Below are 17,538 nucleotides of genomic sequence, written 5' to 3'. Positions count from 1 at the left end.
GGGCGGAACCACCCGGAGCCGCGAACCCGCTGACCCGGCGGCGCCGCCACGCGCAACCGCCCGGGCCCGTCCCGAGTCGGGCGGGGCTATTCGGCCGCCTTCTTCGCCTCCCACTCCGCGACCGAGATCCGCGGCACCTCGATCCGGTCCGTGGTGCGGGTATACCAGCCGCGGCCGTGCATGCGGCCGACCAGGCCGAGCTTCGGCGTGTCGACGTAGAACTTCGCGGCGTCCAGCATGCAGTCGTCGTTGATGTGCATGGCGATGACCCGGCCGAGCACGATGGTGTGGTGCCCCGCGGGGATCAGTTGGAAGGTCACGCATTCCAGCGCGACCGGGCTTTCGGTGATGCGCGGCGGCTTGACCTTGCTGGAGGCGGTCTTGCTCAGCCCCGCTTCGGCCAGCTCGTCCACCCCCGGGGGGAAGTCGATGGCGGTGGCATTCATGCCGTGGATGGCGCTCTCGGGCACCAGGTTCACCACGAACTCGCCGGTCTGGCGGATATTGTCCGCGGTGTCCTTCAGCGCGCCGGCGGGACGCGGCCCGGCGCCGAAGCCGATCACCACGGGATCGTCGGAGAAGGCGTTGAAGAAGGAATAGGGCGCGGCATTGACCGTGCCGGCCGCGTCCTGCGTCACAACCCAGGCGATCGGCCGCGGCACGACGGAGGATACCACCAGCTTGTAGCGGTCCTGAGCGGACAGTGTCTCGAAGTCGAACAGCATCGTCCCGGTTCCCGACCAGTCTTGGCGCGGACGGTGGCGCGGCGGTCGCGTGCTGTCGAGAGGGGAGCGTTTGCGCCGGCTTAACCCCGGCCGGTGCAGGGTCCCGGGCAGGAGGACCCATCATGCGCCTGTTCCGCAACCTGTCGGTCGGCCGCAAGCTCGCGGCAAGCGCCATATTGGCCATCCTGCTGCTGGGCGGGCTGGTCCTGCTGGTCCAGGGGCAGCTGGCGGCGGCCGGGGCGCAGCAGCAGGCCGAGCGCCAGGCGGTGCAGGCCCAGGCCGCGGCGCACGAGGCCGCGCTGCACGTGGCCCGCGCCGCCATGGCGCTGCGCGACGTGCAGCTGTCCCAGGCGACGTCGGCGGTCGATGCGCTGGCGGCCAGGATGCAGCAGGAGGTCGGCCGGGCGGGCGACCGGCTGCGGGCGGCGGCGGAGCGCGCCGACGATCCCGCGGTGGCCGGGGCGCTGGACCTCGCCCGGCGCGAATTGGCCGGTTACGCGGCCTCGATTGGCGATCAGGCGCGCTTCCGGCGGGACCTGATCGTCCAGCGCGACACCGGCCTCTTTCCGCGCATCGGCGAATACGACCAGGCTTTCGAGGCGGTCTCGAGCATGGTCGAGATCGACGTGCCCGAGGCGCAGCGGGAGGAGGCGCGGCAGCGGCTGATGACCTTTCACCAGGCGGTGGGCGATATCCGGCTGGGCAGCCAGCGCTACCTCGCCACCGGTGACGAGGCCCAGGCGCGCCGGGTTCGCCGGGCTTCGGCGCAGCTGCGGGTGCATGCCCGCGCCCTGGCCGGGGTCACCGACAAGGGGCCGGGCGCGGCCGACCTGAAGCGCATCACCGACATCGCCGAGGGCACCGCGACGGCGGCGCTCGAGGTGGTGCGGCTGGCCGAGGCGATGCAGAAGGCGCGGACAGAGCACAGCACCCCGGCGCGCCAGCGGCTGGAAGCGGCGCTGGTCGAGGCGAGGGAGCGGCTCGGCGACCTGGCCGCGGCGCGGATCGCGGCGAGCGCCGCGGCGGCCGAGCGGGTCGCTGCGGCGGTGCTCTGGATCGGCTTGGCGGTGGCGCTGATCCTGGTCGCCTCCGGCTGGCTGACCGCGCGGGCAATCGGCACGCCGCTGCGGCGCCTGGCGGGGACCATTCGCACCATCGCCGGCGGCAATGCCGAAACCCCGGTGCCCGACCGCGACCGGCGGGACGAGATCGGCGCCATTGCCGGGGCGCTGGAGGCGCTGCGCGGCACCGTGCGGCAGGCCTTCGCGCAGCAGCAGATGCTGGAGCAGATGTCGAACGGCATCATGACCGCCGACCCGCAGGACGACTTCCGCATCACATATTGCAATCCCTTCAGCATTGACCTGCTGCGGCGGATCGAACACGTGCTGCCGGTCAAGGCGGAGGCGCTGGTCGGCCAGAGCATCGACGTGCTGCACGGCCAGTCGGAACACCAGCGCGCCCTGCTGTCCGACCCGTCGCGCCTGCCGCACCGCAGCCGCATCCGGGTGGGGGAGGAGGTATTCGACCTGCATGTCTGCGCCATCCGGGATGCGCAGGGGCGCTACGTCTCCGCCATGCTCACCTGGTCGCTGGCGACCGCGCAGGCCAGGCTGGCCGACAGCTTCGAAGCGGAGATCGGCGGGGTGGTGGAGGCGGTGGCCGCCGCCGCCGCGCAGGTGCACGGCGCGGCCCAGGCGCTGTCCGGCACCGCCGCGACCAGCGGCCGGGAAGCCGGCGTGGTGGCGGAGGCGAGCGGCCGGGCCGGGGCTGACGTGCAGGCCGTGGCGGCCAGCGCCGAGGAACTGGCGGCGAGCGTCGCCGAGATCACCCGCCAGGTGGCCGACGGCGCCGCGGTGGCGCGGGAGGCGGCCGAAGCGGCGCGGGCCACCGACGGCACGGTGCAGGGCTTGGCCCGGGCGGCGCAGCGGATCGGCGACGTGGTGCGGCTGATCGGCGACATCGCCGGGCAGACCAACCTGCTGGCGCTGAACGCGACGATCGAGGCGGCCCGCGCCGGGGAGGCCGGCAAGGGCTTCGCCGTGGTGGCGAGCGAGGTGAAGACCCTGGCCAGCCAGACCGCCCGCGCGACCGAGGAGATCGGCGCGCAGATCCACGCCATCCAGGCGGCGACCGGGGAAGCGGTGTCGGCGCTGCGCGGCATCGGCGGCACCGTCGAGCGGATGAACGAGGTCACCGGCGCCATCGCCGCGGCGGTCGAGCAACAGGGTACCGCAACCCGCGAGATCGCCCGCAGCGCCGCCCAGGTGGCCGAGGGCACCGGGGCGGTGAACCACCGGATCGGCGACGTGCAGCGCGCGGCGCAGGAAACGGGGGAGGCCTCTGGCGCCCTGCTGCATGCGGCGAATGACCTGACCGGCCATGCGGCGACGCTGCGCGGCCGGGCCGGGGAGTTCCTGGCGCAGGTCCGGCGGGGGTAGGCGGTGCCGGCCGGGCTGGCCTAGGCTCCCCCGACGAAGCAAGGGGAAACGGCCATGGCAATTCCGGAGAAGCAGGTGCCGGCGGTGCATCACCGCCGGATCGGCGACATCACCGTCTGCACCGTCAGCGACGGCTACCTCGATGGCTCCATGGCCGTTATCCAGAACATCCCGGAAGCGGAGGCGGCGCAGCTGCTGCGCGACAGCTTCCGCCCGGTGCCGCGCCGCACTGCGGTGAACACCTTCGTCATCCGCAGCGGCGGCCGCACCGCGCTGATCGACACCGGCTGCGGCACCGCGATGGCAGCGACCGGCGGCAAGCTGTTCGAGAACCTGGCGGCGATCGGCGTCGCACCGGCCGAGATCGATACGGTGCTGCTGACGCATATGCACCCCGACCACTCGAACGGCCTCGCGGATGCCGCGGGCCGGCCGCTCTTCCCGAATGCCGAGCTGGTGATGCACGAGGCTGAGCTGGCCTTCTGGCACGACGACGCGGCGATGGCGAAGGCGGACGAGATGAGCCGCGCGCGCAACTTCATGGCCGGGCGGACGCAGGTCGCGCCCTACAAGTCCCGCACCCGGACCCATACCGGCGGCGAGGTCTTTCCCGGCGTCACCGCAATGCCCTTCCCCGGCCACACCCCGGGGCACAGCGGCTACATGGTGAACTCGGGCAAGGAGAGCCTGCTGATCTGGGGCGACATCATCCACGTGCCGGAGATCCAGATCCCCCGCCCGGAAGTGACCATGGCCTTCGACATCGACCCAGGTCAGGCCGCGGCGACGCGGCGCCGGGTCTTCGACATGGTGGCCACGGACGGCCAGGCGGTGGCGGGGATGCACATGCACTTTCCCGGCTTCCTGCACCTGGTCCGCCGCGGCGATGGCTACGCGATGATCAACGACGGCTGGTACCCGGCGATGTAGCGGCGGCCCGGGGCGGGGCATTCCTGCGCCGCCCCCCTCGCCCTGCCGCGCGCGCCGTGGCAGGCTTCCTCCGTTGGAAACCAAGGAGGAAACGGGCATGCTCGCACCCGGCAGGGCGAAGCCGAAGCCGACGCCAGAAACCAAGCATTTCTGGGACGGCACCAAGGACGGGAAGCTGCTGCTGCAGCGCTGCGGCGATACCGGAAAGGCGTATTTCCCGCCCCGCCCCTTCAGTCCCTATACCGGCACGCGCAACGTCACGGTCTTCGAGGCCTCGGGCCGCGCCACGCTGCACAGCTATGTCATCCACCACCGTCCCGTGCCCGGCTTCACGCCGCCTTACGCGATCGCGGTTGTCGAGCTCGAGGAAGGCCCGCGCATGATGACGAACATCGTGGACTGCGAGCAGACGCCCGAGGCCTTGGTCCTCGACATGCCGCTCCAGGTCGCCTTCACGCCGATGGACGACGACATCACGCTGCCCCTGTTCCGTCCCGCGAAGGGAGGCGTCTGATGCTCGGTCGCGGTGAGATCGCCATCGTCGGCGCTGCGGAAACCACGCAGCTCGGCGCCATCCCGGGCATGTCCCAGATCATGCTGCATGCGGATGCGGCGCTGAACGCGATGGCCGAGACCGGGCTGAAGCCCGCCGACATCGACGGCGTTGCCTGCGTCGGGCCGATGATGCCGCAGCAGATCGCCCACTACCTCGGCATCACCCCGAAATGGGTCGATGGCACCGGCGTGGGCGGCTGTTCCTTCATGCTGCATGTCCGCCACGCGGCGGCGGCGATCCATGCCGGCTATGCCAACACGATCCTCATCACCCATGGCGAGAGCGGCAAGTCGCGCATCAACGCGACGCCCCGGCCGGCCGAGCCCGAAGGGCTGAACGGCCAGTTCGAGATGCCCTACGGCCCCTTCGGCCCGCCGACGCTCTTCCCCATCCCCGTGCTGCGCTACATGAAGAAGTACGGCGTGACGCATGAGGACCTGGCGACGGTCGCGGTGGTGCAGCGCGAATGGGCCGGCAAGAACCCGCGCGCCATGTTCCGCGACCCGATCACGGTCGACGACGTGCTGAACAGCCGGATGATCGCCTATCCCTTCCGCATCCTGCAGTGCTGCCTGGTGACGGATGGCGGCGGCGCGCTGATCCTGACCAAGGCCGACCGCGCCAAGGACTTCCCGACCAAGCCGGTCTACATCCTCGGCACCGGCGAATCGGTCGAGAGCAACATGGTCTCGCAGATGGAGGACTTCACCTCATCCCGCGCCTTCCGCGTCGCGGGGCCCACTGCCATCGAGGCTGCGGGGATCGACCGCAAGGACGTGGACCATATGATGATCTACGACGCCTTCGCGCACCTGCCGCTGTACGGGCTGGAAGACCTCGGATTCTGCAAGCCGGGCGAGGCGGCGGGCTTCATCCGCGAGGGCAATACCCGGCCGGGCGGCAAGCTGCCGCTGAACACCACCGGCGGCGGCCTGTCCTACACCCATACCGGCATGTACGGCATGTTCGCCCTGCAGGAGAGCGTGCGGCAGATGCGCGGCGCCGCGCCGGCCCAGGTGCCGGGGGCAAAGGTCTCGGTCTGCCACGGTGTCGGCGGGATGTTCTCCGCCAGCGGGACAATCGTCTTTTCGAACGAGCGGCCCTGAGCAGGGCGCGGCGCGGGGGCAATCCCCGCGCCGACGCGCGTCCCAACCGCGTAAAAGCCGTGGATGTGCGGGAAAGCCCGGAGGCGATGGTGGGCGCAACAGGGATTGAACCTGTGACCCCTACCGTGTCAAGGTAGTGCTCTACCGCTGAGCTATGCGCCCATCGCCCGGGGCCGCGTATCTAACCCGGCGGTGCGGGGTCGGCAAGCCTCCAACAACCGCCTTATTGATGTGAATGATGCGGGTTGATGACACGGGCCGCAGCCTGTGGCTTGATCCGGCGTGCCGATGGACCTTCCCCTGGAAATCACCCCCGCCCCGCCCTGCGCCGCGGAGCCGCTACCCTATTCGCTGACGCGGCCGGCGCGGCGGACCGCGCCGCTGGTCTTCGCCTCACCGCATTCGGGCCGCGCCTATCCGCCGGATTTCGTCGCCGCGGCGCGGCTGGACCCGGTCGCCCTGCGACGGTCGGAGGACGGCTTCGTCGACGAACTTTTTGCGGCCGCGCCTGAGCTGGGCGCGCCGCTGCTGGCGGCGACCTTCCCGCGGGTCTTCTGCGACGTGAACCGGGAACCCTGGGAACTCGACCCCGGCATGTTCGACGGTCCGCTGCCCGCCTGGGTGAACACCGCGAGCCCCAGGGTTGGCGCCGGCCTCGGCACCATTGCCAGGGTGGTGGCGACCGGGGAGACGGTCTATCGCCACAAGCTGCGCTTCGAGGAGGCGGAGGACCGCATCCGCCGCTACTGGCAGCCCTACCATGCCGCGCTGGCCGCGCTGATAGCCGAAACGCGCGACGAATTCGGTTATTGCCTGCTGATCGATTGCCATTCCATGCCGACCCACCCGACGCATTCCGGCAGCCCGCCGGATTTCGTCCTTGGCGACGCGCATGGCACCGCTTGCGCGCCGCGGGCGACCCGGCTGGCGGAGGAGCTGCTCTCGAGCCTCGGATACCGGGTTCGGCGCAACGACCCTTATGCCGGCGGCTATGTCACCCGGCATTACGGCCGGCCGCGGGAAGGGGTGCACGCGCTGCAGGTCGAGATCGCCCGGCCGCTCTACATGGATGAGGCACGGATCGAGCGACTGCCGCGGATGCCGGCACTGCAGGCCGACCTGACCAAGGTGATCGCCGGGCTGGCCCTGGCGGATTGGTCCGGGCTGGGCTGAGACCCGCCCGAAAGAACCGCAACTTCGCCGAGTCCGACGGGAACGTGACCTGCCTCACAGGCCGGTGACACCGCGCATGCGCGAAGCATGCGAAAAAAAAGGCGGTGCCAGAGGCACCGCCGAGTTTAGGGAGGAAACGTCCAAGAAAGCAGACAACCCGGCAACGCCGTGTTGCTGCGATGCACAAGTTAGGTGCCCTCCCGGCATCTGGCAAGGGTTATTTTGCGCTGCACCATAATTCATTGCAGCTCCTGCCTCGGTGATGCCTTTCGGTCAGAACCCTTTGATATATGAAGCGAATAACCGGGGTGATCACCGCCCCCGAGGAGACCACCGCATGCGTCTTGCCGCCGTTCTCGCCCCCGCCCTGGCTTGTCTGGCCCTGGCGTCTGCCGCCCCTGGGGCGTGGGCGGAGCGACCGGCCCGGACGCCTGCCGCGGCCGTCGCAACGGATCCCGGCCAGCTCTGCCGTCAAGCCATCCAGGCGGCCGAGCGCGAGCACAAGGTGCCCACCGGCCTGCTGCATGCCATCGGCAAGGTCGAATCCGGCCGCCCCGATGCCAGCGGCCGTAGCGTCACCGCTTGGCCCTGGACCATCAATGCCGAAGGCCAGGGCCGCTATTTCGACAGCAAGGCGGAGGCGATCGCCGCGGTCGATGCGCTGCGCGCACGCGGCGTGACGGTGATCGACGTTGGCTGCCTGCAGGTGAACCTGAAGCACCACCCGGATGCTTTCCCCAATCTCGAGACCGCCTTCGACCCGGTGGCGAATGCGCGGTATGCCGGGCTCTTCCTGAAGCGGTTGCAGGCCCAGGCCGGCAGCTGGGAACAGGCAGCGGCGAATTACCATTCCTCGACGCCGGAACGCGGCGAGCCCTATCGCCAGCAGGTCATGGCCGCCTGGCCCGCCATGGCGGTCCGCCTGGCCGAGGAGCAGCGACGGGAGGCGATGATCGCGGCCTGGGCCGATGGCAAGGTGGTCGCCTCCCGGCCGATCGGCACCAATGGCTTCCAGATCGTCGCCATGGCAACGCGGGGCAAGGCCCGAAGCGGCCCGGGCCAGCCGCTGCTGATGATGGGAACGCCGGTGCTGCGGTCCGGTCCCGCGACGATCGCTGCCCGCACTGGCGCGGTACCGAGGCGGGGCTTGCTGGAGGTGGCGGAGGCACCGCTGCCGCTGCCGGCCGCCGGCCGGCGCTAAAGCCGATGGCGGGAGGGCGTGAACGCCCTGACGCCTGAATCCGTTCTGAAGGCTACGATCCATAGCGGTGCCGCGTTCACCTTCGAACGCAAGCCGCTGGGGGAGCCCTCGGAGTCGAAAACGGGCAGCAAGGCTGTGGAGTCTGGATCCTCCCGTTGGACGCGACGCGCCCAGGCCTTGGCTGGCTTATGGGGCGTGCGTTCGCCGCGCGGCGGAACGGGACCCAAGAATGGCGTGGGGAGGGAAATACCTTTCCTCCCCCCCTTTTGCTTGGCCTACCCCGCCGCGAATTCGGCCCGGATCGCCGCCGAATGCTGGCCAATGGCCGGCACGGGCCCCAGCGCCCGCGGCCCGTCGGACAGCACCGCCGGCGGCGCGCCGATTGCCACCGGCCCCTTCGGCGTCTCGACCTCCACCCGGCGCAGCGCCGGGTGGGTGCGCAAGCCCTCGCAGTCATTGACAAAGCCATAGGCGGTATTCGCCCGGCGCAGCTTCGCCGCGCAGTCCGCCCGGGTCAGCCCGGCGAAGACCCGGGCGATGTGCGCGTCCACCATCGGCCGGTTCGCCACGCGCTCGTTGTTGCTGCGGAAGCCGTCGCGGTGCGGCAGCCCCGCCTCATCCAGGAAATGTTCGGAGAAGCTGGCCCATTCCCGCTCGTTCTGGATGGCGATGAGGACCAGTTGGCCGTCCTTCGTCTCGAAAGCGCCGTAGGGGCAGATCGAGGGATGCGCCAGGCCGATCCGCGGCGGATTCTTCCCCGTGCCCTCGTATTGCAGCAGCGGCACCGACATCCAGTCCGCCATGCCGTCGAAGAGGCTGACCGCGATGCCCTTGCCTGACCCGGTGATGCCGCGCTCGATCAGCGCCTCGAGCACCGCGGCGTAGCTGTGCATGCCGCAGGCGATGTCGCAGGCCGAGACGCCGACCCGGCCCGGGCCTTCCGCGCGGCCGGTGACATGGGCGAGGCCGCTCTCCGCCTGCACCAGCAGGTCGTAGGCCTTCATCGAGGCGTACTCGCCCTCCTCGCCATAGCCCGAGATGTCGACGGTGATCAGCCGAGGGTGCTTGGCCCGCAGCGCGGCCGACCCGAAGCCGGCCCGCGCCATGGCGCCGGGGGCGAGGTTCTGGATGAACACGTCGGCCTTCTTCAGCAGGCGCTCGAGCAGCGCCTTGTCGGCCGGCGCCTTGATGTCGAGGCACAGGCTTTCCTTGCCGCGGTTCAGCCAGACGAAGTAGCTCGACTGGCCCTTCGCCACGGCGTCATAGGCGCGGGCGAAGTCGCCCTCCTCGCGCTCGATCTTGATCACCCGCGCGCCGGCATCGGCGAGGCGCGAGGCGCAATAGGGCGCGGCGACGGCCTGCTCCATGGAGACGACGAGCAGGCCCGCCAAGGGTTTCGATCCGGTCATGCGCTGCCTTTCCTGCCAGGCCCCGGCTCAGTCGAGCCGGATGCCGAGCTCCTGGATGATGGGGGCCCAGCGCGCCGTCTCCTCGCGGATCATGCGCGCCATCTCGGCCCGGCCGCGGAACACCGCCAGCGTCCCCTGGGCCATGAAATTCGCCTGGATCTCCGGGTCGGCCACCGCCATGCGGAAGGCCTCCTCCAGCCGCGCCAGCACCGGCTCCGGCGTGCCGGCTGGGGCGATGAAGCCCTGCCACCCCGGCACGACCAGGCCCGGGAAGCCCTGCTCCACCGCGGTCAGGACGTTCGGCAGCGCCGGATGACGGTCCTGGCCGAGGAAGGCAATGGCGCGGACCCGGCCGGCATCGACCTGCGCCTTGGCCAGGTTGAAGCCGTCGATCATCAGCTGGATGCGGCCGCCCAGCATGTCCTGCAGCGCCGGCGCGCTGCCGCGATAGGGGATGTGGACGATCTCGACGCCGGTCTGCTTGCGCAGCAGCTCGAAGCCGAGATGGGTGACGCCGCCGGCGCCGCCCGAGCCGAAGTTGAGCTGGCCCGGCTTCGCCCTGGCCAGCGCCACCAACTCGCGCAGGTCGCGCGCCGGCAGCTCGGCCGGCACCATGACGAAGAGCGCGCCGGCAGTGACGGTGCCGACCGGGGTGAAGTCGCGCGCCGCATCGAAGGGCAGGTTGGCGTAGAGCAGCGGGTTGACCGCGATGACGCTGTTGTTGACGTGCCCGATCGTATAGCCGTCCGGCGCGCTCTTCGCGACCTCGGCTAGGCCGAGATTGCCGTTCGCCCCGCCGCGGTTCTCGACCAGGATGGACTGCCCCAGCACCGGCTGCATCTTCTGCGCCAGTGGCCGGGCGACGAGGTCGGAGCCGCCGCCGGGCGGGAAGCCGACGACGATGCGGATCGGGCGCGCCGGGAAGCCCTGCGCCAGGGAAGCGGAAAGCGGGGCCGCGGCGAGCGCGGCGGCAAGCAGGTGGCGACGATGCACGGCGGTCCTCCGGGGCGCGGCCTCGTCCCGGGCCGCTGCCGCGCGAAGGATAGCCATGCGCCGCCGCCGCCGCCAACCGGGGCCTAGTAGGACCGCGGCATGCCGAGCACGTGCTCGCCGATATAGGACAGGATCAGGTTGGTGCTGATCGGCGCCACCTGATAGAGCCGCGCCTCGCGGTACTTGCGCTCGATGTCGTATTCCTCGGCGAAGCCGAAGCCGCCGAAGGTCTGGATGCAGGCCTCGCCGGCGGCCCAGGCGGCATCGGCCGCGAGCATCTTGCCCATGTTGGCCTCCTCGCCGCAGGGCAGCCCGGCCTCGAACTTCGCCAAGCCCTGCTTCACCACGGCTTCCGCCGCGCGCATCTGCGCATAGGCTTTGGCGATCGGGAATTGGACACCCTGGTTCTGCCCGATCGGCCGGCCGAACAGCACGCGCTCCTTGCTGTAGTCCACCGCCTTCTGGATGAACCACTTGGCATCGCCGATGGACTCCGAGGAGATCAGCAGCCGCTCCGCGTTCATCCCGTCCAGGATGTAGCGGAAGCCCTTGCCCTCGACGCCGACCAGGTTCTCCGCCGGCACCACCATGTTGTCGAAGAAGACCTCGGTGGTGTTGTGGTTCATCATGGTGCGGATGGGACGGATGGTCAGGCCATTGCCGAGCGCCGCCTTCATGTCGACGATGAAGGTCGAGAGCCCGTCGGTCTTCTTCGTCACCTCGCCGCGCGGCGTGGTGCGGGCCAGTAGCAGCATCAGGTCGGAGTGCTCGGCCCGGCTAGTCCAGATCTTCTGGCCGTTGACGATGTAGCGGTCGCCCTCGCGCTTCGCCACGGTGCGCAGCGCCGTCGTGTCGGTGCCGCTGGTCGGCTCGGTCACCCCGAAGGCCTGCAGCCGCAGCGCGCCGGAGGCGATGCCGGGAAGGTAGCGCTTCTTCTGGTCGGCGTTCCCGTGCTTCAGCACCGCGCCCATGATGTACATCTGCGCATGGCAGGCGCCGGCATTGCCGCCGGAGCGGTGGATCTCCTCGAGGATCGCCGCCGCGGCGGAAAGCGGCAGGCCGGCCCCGCCATATTCCTCGGGGATCAGCGCGCCGAGCCAGCCGCCCTCGGTCAGCGCCTGGACGAACTCGGTCGGGTAGGCGCGGTCGCGGTCGACCCGGCGCCAGTACTCGCCAGGGAAGCGGGCGCAGAGCTTGGCCACCTCCTCGCGGATCTCGGCATGCGGATCGGTGGCGAACGGCTGCTGGTCCATGGACATCTCCTCCGTCCAGCCGGATTAGGACCGGCATGACGGGGTGGCAAGCGGGCGGCGGGCCGCACCCGGCCCCCGCCACGGGATCTTCCGCCCGCGGCGGGGGCAGGGGATCCTGCGGCCGGTGGGACCCCGTGCTGCTGCCGCCGGCGGCAGCGGCAGCCGCCACCCCCGCTCACCTCGCGCCGTCACCCGCGCCGCCGCCCCGCCCACCAGGCGGCGCCGAGCGGCAGGAGAAGGGAGAGACTCGCCACCAGGTCCCAGGGTCCGTCGCCGATCAGGCCGGCGACCAGTCCGGCGGCGGAGAGGGCCGCGAGCGCGGCGGGGATCGGCCAGCCGCGGCTCATGCCGCGGTGCCCCGGCGGCGGCGCCACCACAGCCAGACCCCGCTGCCGAGCACCAGGATCGTGACCAGATCCAGCACCGCCCAGGCCAGCTTCAGCGGCAGCCCGCCGTAATCGCCGAAATGCAGCGGCTGGGAGAGCAGCAGCGCCTGCGCGTACCACGGCATCGGCCGCAGGTCCGTCAACCCGCCCTCCGCCGCATCGACCAGCGCCGGCATCAGGACGCGATGTGTCAGCGGCGTGCCGCCGCGCAGGAAGACCGCGTAGTGGTGCGGGCTCGAGAACGGCGTCTGCGGCCAGGCGACGAAGAAAATTTCCATCCCGGGCGCCGCCTGCCGCGCGGCCTCGACCGCTGCCTGGACCGGGCCCGGCGCCTCGACCGGCGGCTGGCCGCGCCAGGGCGCCGTCATCGCCGCCAGCTGGTCGGCACGCCAGACCGCCAGCACCTGCTCGGCCAGGGCATTCACCACTCCCGTGGCGCCGACGACCAGCACCCAGCTCAGCGTCACCACGCCGAGGATATTGTGCAGGTCGAGCCAGCGGAGGCGCGCCGTACGGCCCGCCCGCACCGCGCCGAACCGGCCATGCCGCGCGAAGGGTCCGTAGAGCACGGCGCCGGAAACCGTCGCCAGCACGAAAAGCAGCCCAATCGCGCCCAGGAACAGCTTGCCGGGGATGCCGGCAAAAAGGTCGGTGTGCAGCCTGAGCATCCAGTAGAGGAAGCCCTCCCGGTCGCGCGGCTGGCCGAGCACGGCGGCGCTGCGCGCGTCGACCAGCACGGTCGTCAGCGCATCCGGCGGCGAATCCGCGGCCGGCGCCAGGCTGAGCCGCAGGATTGCCGGGTCGTCCTCCCAGATCAGGTACTGCACCACCTCGCCCGGCCGCGCCGCGCGGGCGGCGGCGACGACGCGGTCGAGGTCGGCGGGCGGGGTGCCCGGCGGCAGGGCCGTCGCCTCGATCTCCGCGCCGGTCAGCCGGCCGATCTCCTCATGGAAGATCAGCGGCAGGCCGGTGAGGCAGAGCAGCAGCAGGAACAGGGTGCAGGCCAGGCTCGACCAGGTGTGCAGCCGCGACCAGGCGCGCAGCGACACCGCCGCCCTACCAGCGCCTGACCAAGCTGGCCAGCACGGTGCGCCGGTTGCCGTAGAAGCAGGCGGCATCGCTGGTACAGCGGGCGACATAGGCGGTGTCGAAGAGATTGTTGGCGGTGACCGCGACATGGGTTCCCTCGAGCTCGCGGCCGAAGCGGCTGAGGTCGTAGCGCAGCGCCGCATCCACCAGGGTGACGGACGGCACCACGTTGTGCGCCGTGTTCCCGGTGGTGGTATTGCCGAGGAAGCGGATGCCGCCGCCCAGCCCGAGGCCGGCCAAGCGGCCCCAGGCCTCGTCGAAGCTCTGGTCGGCATAGAGGCCGGTGCCATAGGCCGGCACGCCGGCCGGCCGGTTGCCAACCTCCTCCGCCGCGCCCTTGGTGATGGTCGGGTCCAGATAGGTGAAGGACCCGATCAGGCTGAACCCGCGGGCCAGCCGGCCGACGCCTTCCAGCTCGAGCCCGCGCACCCGGATCTCGCCGGTCTGCACTTGGAAAAGTGGGTTGTTGGGGTCGGTGGTCAGGCTGTCGGCCTGGGTGATCTGGAAGGCGGCGGCCTGGACGAAGCTCTCGCCGCCGGGCGGCTGGTACTTGATGCCGACCTCGAACTGCTCGCCCGTGCGTGGCCGGAAGCCCCGGCCGGCGGCATCGGTGCCGGGCGTCGGCAGGAAGGAGGTGGACCAGCTCGCATAGGGGGCGAGCCCGCCGGGTGCGAGGTAGACGAGCCCGACCCGCGCCGTCGTGGCGGTGTCCCGCTGGCGCTGCGTGGTGCCGCCGATACGGTCGAGCGTGTCGCTGTTTACCCAGTCATTCCGGACGCCAGCGGTCAGCACCAGCCGCTCGCCGAGCCGGACCTGGTCCTGCGCATAGAGCCCGTACTGCGCGGTGTTCTGCCGGGTATTGAGGCTGGGCGCGGGCAGCGGCACCGGGGAGCCGTAGACCGGGCGAAAGGCGTCGAGGCCCGCCGCGCTGCCGAAGGCCTGCGGATTGGCGATCCGCACCGTGGAATAGTCGAAGCCGGTCAGCACCTTGTGGCCGAGCGGGCCGGTGGCGAAGCGGATCTCCGCCTGGTTGTCGACCTGAATGCGGTCGATATCCGGGTTGGTGACGTAGCTGATGCGCGACAGGGTCCGGTCGTCGGCCTCGAGCCCGGTCGCCACCGTCTGCCGCCAGTTGATCCCGGAATGCGCCCAGCGGAGGTTCTGCCGGATGGTGACGGCCTCGCCGAGCCGGCGCTCGAACTCGGTACCGACGCCCCACTGGGTGATGTCGTACTTGTCGAAACCCGGCTCGCCGGCGAAGCGGCGGGTCGGGATGCGGCCGAAGGCGGTCTCCGTGACGGTGCCGCGATAAGGCAGGAACTGCGCGCCCTGGGTGCGGTCCCGCTGATAATAGGCATGGACCGTCAGCCGCGTGTCGTTGTCCGGCCGCCAGGTCAGCGCCGGCGCCACGAAGACGCGGTCGTTGCCGACCTTGTCGACCTGGCTGTCGGCCAACCGTCCCAGCGCGGTCAGGCTGTAGGACCAGACGCCGTCGCGGTCGATCGGCCCGCTGCTGGTGCCGGCCGCCTGGACGCGGCCGAAATCGCCGGCGGAGAGGCGGACCTCGCCCTGCGGCGTCAGGGTCGGGCGGCGGGAGACCTGGTTGACCAGGCCGCCCGGCTGGATCTGGCCATAAAGGACCGAGGCCGGGCCACGGATGATCTCGAAGCGGTCGAGGCCGTAGGTCTCAAGCGATCCGGCGGCGAAGCCGGTGCTGTAGCGGAGCCCGTCGAGGTAGAGGCCGTTGTCGACCGCGTCGAAGCCGCGGAGCTGGAGGAAGTCGGCGCGCGGGTCCGGCCCATAGGAGTCGCCGCGCAGCCCCGCCTGGTAGCGGACCGCCTCGCCGACCGTCTGCGCCTGCAGCGTGTCGATCGTGCTGCGCGGCACGACCGAGACGGATTGCGGCACTTCCAGCAGCGGGGTCGCGTCCTTGGTGCCCGCGGTGGCCTCGGTGGCGACGAAGCCGCGCACCGGGGCAGGCGCGCCGAGCACCGGCCGTCCGGAGACGGGGATCTCCGGCAGCCGGATCGTGCCATCCGCCGCGTCCTGTTGTGCGGCGGCAGGTCCGGCCAGGGCGACGGACAACAGGCCGAGGAGAGCGGTGGGACAGGCGTGGCGGCGCACGGGGAGGCTCCCGACGGGATGATGTCGATTTTGATAATGCGACTCATTTGCAATTGCAAGGCAGTGCCCGGCACGCGCTCCGGGCCTGCGCCGGACCCTGCCGCCCGGGGATCGGGGTGGCTGGGGCCTCGGCCGGCCAGGGGCGGGCGGCGTGCGGGAATTGCAGCGGCTTACGTGCGACGGGGAAGGCGGCGGCGCTGAGCCTGCCGGATGCGGAGCGGGTTTGCGCGTCCGGGCATTCGCGCCCTCTCGCGGTCGACGCCAACCCCTTCGACGCCCGTCATGGCCGACGCCGCGAGGTTCGGCGCGCCGCGCAGCCGGGCACATGAGGGCGCCCGGGTGGTGCCACCCAGGCGTCGCTTGCCCTCAGGCTGCCGCGACGGGACCCGGCAGCACCGCCCGCAGCGAGGTCCGCACGACGATCGCCGCCGCACCGGGCGCGCGCAGCGCCGCCTCCAGCGCCGGGAGGTCGTCCTGGGTCTCGACCATCGTCACCGGCACCCGGAAGGCGGCGCACCACCGGGCGAAATCCGGGTTGACGAGCGAGGTCCCGGAGACCCGCCCCGGATGCGCCCGCTCCTGATGGATGCGGATCGAGGCGTAGCTGCCGTTGTCCGACAATACGAGCTTGAGCGGCACGCCGCGGGCGACGGCGACCGCGTATTCCCCGCCGGTCATCAGCGCGCCGCCGTCGCCGACCAGCGCGATCACCCGGCGGTCCGGGTGGCGCAGCGCGGCGGCGACGCCGGCCGGCACGCCGAAGCCCATGGCGCCGGAGACTGGGACCAGCAGCCTCTGCGGCGGCGTCCAGGTGGCCTTGCGGTAGAAGGGCGCGCCGAAGGTGCCGGCATCCAGCGTGACGATGGCATCGGCCGGGGCGATCCGCTCGATCAGCTTGGCGACCTCGGCGAAGGCGACGCCGTCCTCGAACCGGCGCGGCGCGACCTGGCAATCGGAGAGGTGGATGTCGCGCAGCCGGGCGTTCCAGGCGGCGCGGCCGGCCGGCGCCGCGGGGGCCTCGGCGGCCAGCGCGTCGATGGTCGCCCGCGCGTCGGCGGCGATGGCGAGTTCGGCCGGGAAGAGCCAGCCGAGGAAGCGCGGGTCGGCGCAGACATGCACCAGCCGCTGGCCGGCGGCGGGCCAGGTCCAGCCCTGGGTGGTGATGTCGGTCAGCCGGGTGCCGAGCGCCAGCACCAGGTCCGCCTCGGCGAAGGCGGCGCGCTGGGCATCCGGGTTCCTGAGGCCGAGGTCGCCGGCATAGAGCGGATGGCGGTTGGGGAAGAGGTCCTGGCGGCGGAAGGAGACCGCAACGGGCAGCTCCCAGGCCTCGGCGAAGCGCAGCAGCGCGGCGCGGCCCTCGGGCGATTCGAAGCCGTGGCCGGCCAGCAGGATCGGCCGCTCGGCGCCGCGCAGCAGGGCGGCGAGGCGCGCGGCGTCGGCCGGCGCCGGCGGCACGGGGGCGGGAAGGGTCGCCGGCATCAGCGGCGCCCGGCATGGCATGGCCAGCACGTCCTCGGGCAGCGAGAGCACGACGGGGCCGGGGACGCCGCCCATCGCCGCGGCGAAGGCGCGGGCGATGAACTCCGGCGCCTGCTCGGGATCGGTCAGCTCGCCCACCCACTTCGCCACGCCGCGGAACATGTTGGCGTAGTCGATCTCCTGGAAGGCGTTGCGCCGAAGGTCGCGCTTTTCAACTTGGCCCACGAGGAGGATCAGCGGCGTCGCGTCCTGCTCGGCGGTGTGCACCGCGATGGAGGCGTTGCAGGCACCGGGGCCGCGGGAGACGAGCACCACGCCGGGCAGTCCGGTCAGCTTGGCATCGGCCACCGCCATGAAGCCGGCGCCGCCCTCCGAGCGGCAGGTGACGAGATCGAGGGACCTGTGGGCATGCAGCGCGTCGAGCAGCGCGATGTAGCTCTCGCCCGGCACGCAGAAGGCGCGGTCGATGCCCTGTCCCGCGAGGAACTCGGCGATGCGTTCGGCGGCGGTCGGCATGCGGTGTCCCGGTCGTTTTTCCGGAACCGGACTACCGCAGCCGCCGCGGCTTGCAAACCCGCGCCGGGTCAGTCGCCCGATGCGCTGGCGGCGCGATCAGCCCGAGCATGACCGCGACCGCCGCCACGCTGCTGACCGGCGGCGCCAAGGTCGTCAA

Annotated in this window: 14 protein-coding genes and 1 tRNA gene; 6 read left to right on the top strand and 9 right to left on the bottom strand. The window is 71.4% G+C overall.

Features of this window, described 5'->3' with window-relative positions; translation table 11 throughout:
* Positions 1 to 86: 86 nt before the first annotated feature.
* A complete protein-coding gene (locus E2C06_RS05515) occupies positions 87 to 725 on the bottom strand; it encodes a flavin reductase family protein (protein WP_133287579.1) in 639 nt (212 codons plus the stop codon).
* Between the two features lie 122 nt (positions 726 to 847).
* On the opposite strand from E2C06_RS05515, the gene E2C06_RS05510 reads away from it, so the two are divergent.
* The 4 genes from E2C06_RS05510 (at position 848) to E2C06_RS05495 (ending at position 5,758) form a co-directional block, all read left to right on the top strand.
* On the top strand, positions 848 to 3,166 hold the full coding sequence (locus E2C06_RS05510; protein WP_133287578.1) for a methyl-accepting chemotaxis protein: 2,319 nt from the start codon (positions 848 to 850) through the stop codon (positions 3,164 to 3,166).
* 54 nt (positions 3,167 to 3,220) lie between these two features.
* A complete protein-coding gene (locus E2C06_RS05505) occupies positions 3,221 to 4,096 on the top strand; it encodes an MBL fold metallo-hydrolase (RefSeq protein WP_133287577.1) in 876 nt (291 codons plus the stop codon).
* 97 nt (positions 4,097 to 4,193) lie between these two features.
* Entirely contained in the window at positions 4,194 to 4,610 is a 417-nt protein-coding gene (locus E2C06_RS05500; protein WP_133287576.1) for a Zn-ribbon domain-containing OB-fold protein, read from the top strand.
* The gene (locus E2C06_RS05495) at positions 4,610 to 5,758 is read left to right on the top strand and encodes a thiolase C-terminal domain-containing protein (RefSeq protein ID WP_133287575.1); all 1,149 of its coding nucleotides are present in this window, start codon (positions 4,610 to 4,612) and stop codon (positions 5,756 to 5,758) included. Before E2C06_RS05500 ends, E2C06_RS05495 begins: the two co-directional genes overlap by 1 nt.
* Positions 5,759 to 5,845: 87 nt before the next feature.
* On the opposite strand, the gene E2C06_RS05490 is transcribed toward E2C06_RS05495, so the two are convergent.
* Positions 5,846 to 5,920 (bottom strand) — tRNA-Val (locus E2C06_RS05490).
* A gap of 126 nt (positions 5,921 to 6,046) precedes the next feature.
* On the opposite strand from E2C06_RS05490, the gene E2C06_RS05485 reads away from it, so the two are divergent.
* Positions 6,047 to 6,931: an N-formylglutamate amidohydrolase gene (locus E2C06_RS05485; protein WP_133287574.1), complete on the top strand. Its 885-nt coding sequence runs from the start codon at positions 6,047 to 6,049 to the stop codon at positions 6,929 to 6,931.
* A gap of 337 nt (positions 6,932 to 7,268) precedes the next feature.
* Positions 7,269 to 8,132 carry a transglycosylase SLT domain-containing protein gene (locus E2C06_RS05480; protein ID WP_133287573.1) on the top strand — a complete coding sequence of 288 codons (864 nt, stop codon included), beginning with the start codon at positions 7,269 to 7,271 and terminating at the stop codon, positions 8,130 to 8,132.
* A 275-nt stretch (positions 8,133 to 8,407) separates the two neighbouring features.
* Here E2C06_RS05480 and E2C06_RS05475 read toward each other — a convergent pair whose 3' ends face one another.
* The 7 genes from E2C06_RS05475 to E2C06_RS05450 all read right to left on the bottom strand — a co-directional run bounded on the left by E2C06_RS05475 (position 8,408) and on the right by E2C06_RS05450 (position 17,381).
* Positions 8,408 to 9,541 (bottom strand): CaiB/BaiF CoA transferase family protein, encoded by a 1,134-nt coding sequence (locus E2C06_RS05475; protein WP_133287572.1) that lies wholly within the window; start codon positions 9,539 to 9,541, stop codon positions 8,408 to 8,410.
* A gap of 27 nt (positions 9,542 to 9,568) precedes the next feature.
* Complete coding sequence (locus E2C06_RS05470) at positions 9,569 to 10,534, bottom strand: Bug family tripartite tricarboxylate transporter substrate binding protein (RefSeq protein ID WP_165982235.1); 966 nt, start codon at positions 10,532 to 10,534, stop codon at positions 9,569 to 9,571.
* A gap of 83 nt (positions 10,535 to 10,617) precedes the next feature.
* Entirely contained in the window at positions 10,618 to 11,787 is a 1,170-nt protein-coding gene (locus E2C06_RS05465; protein ID WP_133287570.1) for an acyl-CoA dehydrogenase family protein, read from the bottom strand.
* Positions 11,788 to 11,975: 188 nt separating this feature from the next.
* On the bottom strand, positions 11,976 to 12,134 hold the full coding sequence (locus E2C06_RS37390; RefSeq protein ID WP_165982234.1) for a hypothetical protein: 159 nt from the start codon (positions 12,132 to 12,134) through the stop codon (positions 11,976 to 11,978).
* Positions 12,131 to 13,222 carry a PepSY-associated TM helix domain-containing protein gene (locus E2C06_RS05460; RefSeq protein ID WP_133287569.1) on the bottom strand — a complete coding sequence of 364 codons (1,092 nt, stop codon included), beginning with the start codon at positions 13,220 to 13,222 and terminating at the stop codon, positions 12,131 to 12,133. Before E2C06_RS05460 ends, E2C06_RS37390 begins: the two co-directional genes overlap by 4 nt.
* 7 nt (positions 13,223 to 13,229) lie before the next feature.
* Positions 13,230 to 15,386, bottom strand: coding sequence for a TonB-dependent siderophore receptor (locus E2C06_RS05455; RefSeq protein ID WP_165982233.1), 2,157 nt, complete (start codon positions 15,384 to 15,386; stop codon positions 13,230 to 13,232).
* Positions 15,387 to 15,752: 366 nt separating this feature from the next.
* Complete coding sequence (locus tag E2C06_RS05450; protein ID WP_133287567.1) at positions 15,753 to 17,381, bottom strand: thiamine pyrophosphate-binding protein; 1,629 nt, start codon at positions 17,379 to 17,381, stop codon at positions 15,753 to 15,755.
* Positions 17,382 to 17,538: the final 157 nt, after the last annotated feature.

This window comes from Dankookia rubra (assembly GCF_004355005.1).
In the GTDB taxonomy this organism is placed as follows: domain Bacteria; phylum Pseudomonadota; class Alphaproteobacteria; order Acetobacterales; family Acetobacteraceae; genus Paracraurococcus; species Paracraurococcus ruber_A.
This window is presented reverse-complemented; position numbering and strand designations above follow the sequence as displayed.

Bases quoted from the DNA above. Each gene is read 5' to 3' on its own strand.
- E2C06_RS05510 (WP_133287578.1), top strand. From the start codon at position 848: ATGCGCCTGTTCCGCAACCTGTCGGTCGGCCGCAAGCTCGCGGCAAGC.
- E2C06_RS05515 (WP_133287579.1), bottom strand. From the start codon at position 725: ATGCTGTTCGACTTCGAGACACTGTCCGCTCAGGACCGCTACAAGCTG.
- E2C06_RS37390 (WP_165982234.1), bottom strand. From the start codon at position 12,134: ATGAGCCGCGGCTGGCCGATCCCCGCCGCGCTCGCGGCCCTCTCCGCC.
- E2C06_RS05505 (WP_133287577.1), top strand. From the start codon at position 3,221: ATGGCAATTCCGGAGAAGCAGGTGCCGGCGGTGCATCACCGCCGGATC.
- E2C06_RS05485 (WP_133287574.1), top strand. From the start codon at position 6,047: ATGGACCTTCCCCTGGAAATCACCCCCGCCCCGCCCTGCGCCGCGGAG.
- E2C06_RS05450 (WP_133287567.1), bottom strand. From the start codon at position 17,381: ATGCCGACCGCCGCCGAACGCATCGCCGAGTTCCTCGCGGGACAGGGC.
- E2C06_RS05475 (WP_133287572.1), bottom strand. From the start codon at position 9,541: ATGACCGGATCGAAACCCTTGGCGGGCCTGCTCGTCGTCTCCATGGAG.
- E2C06_RS05465 (WP_133287570.1), bottom strand. From the start codon at position 11,787: ATGGACCAGCAGCCGTTCGCCACCGATCCGCATGCCGAGATCCGCGAG.
- E2C06_RS05480 (WP_133287573.1), top strand. From the start codon at position 7,269: ATGCGTCTTGCCGCCGTTCTCGCCCCCGCCCTGGCTTGTCTGGCCCTG.
- E2C06_RS05500 (WP_133287576.1), top strand. From the start codon at position 4,194: ATGCTCGCACCCGGCAGGGCGAAGCCGAAGCCGACGCCAGAAACCAAG.
- E2C06_RS05495 (WP_133287575.1), top strand. From the start codon at position 4,610: ATGCTCGGTCGCGGTGAGATCGCCATCGTCGGCGCTGCGGAAACCACG.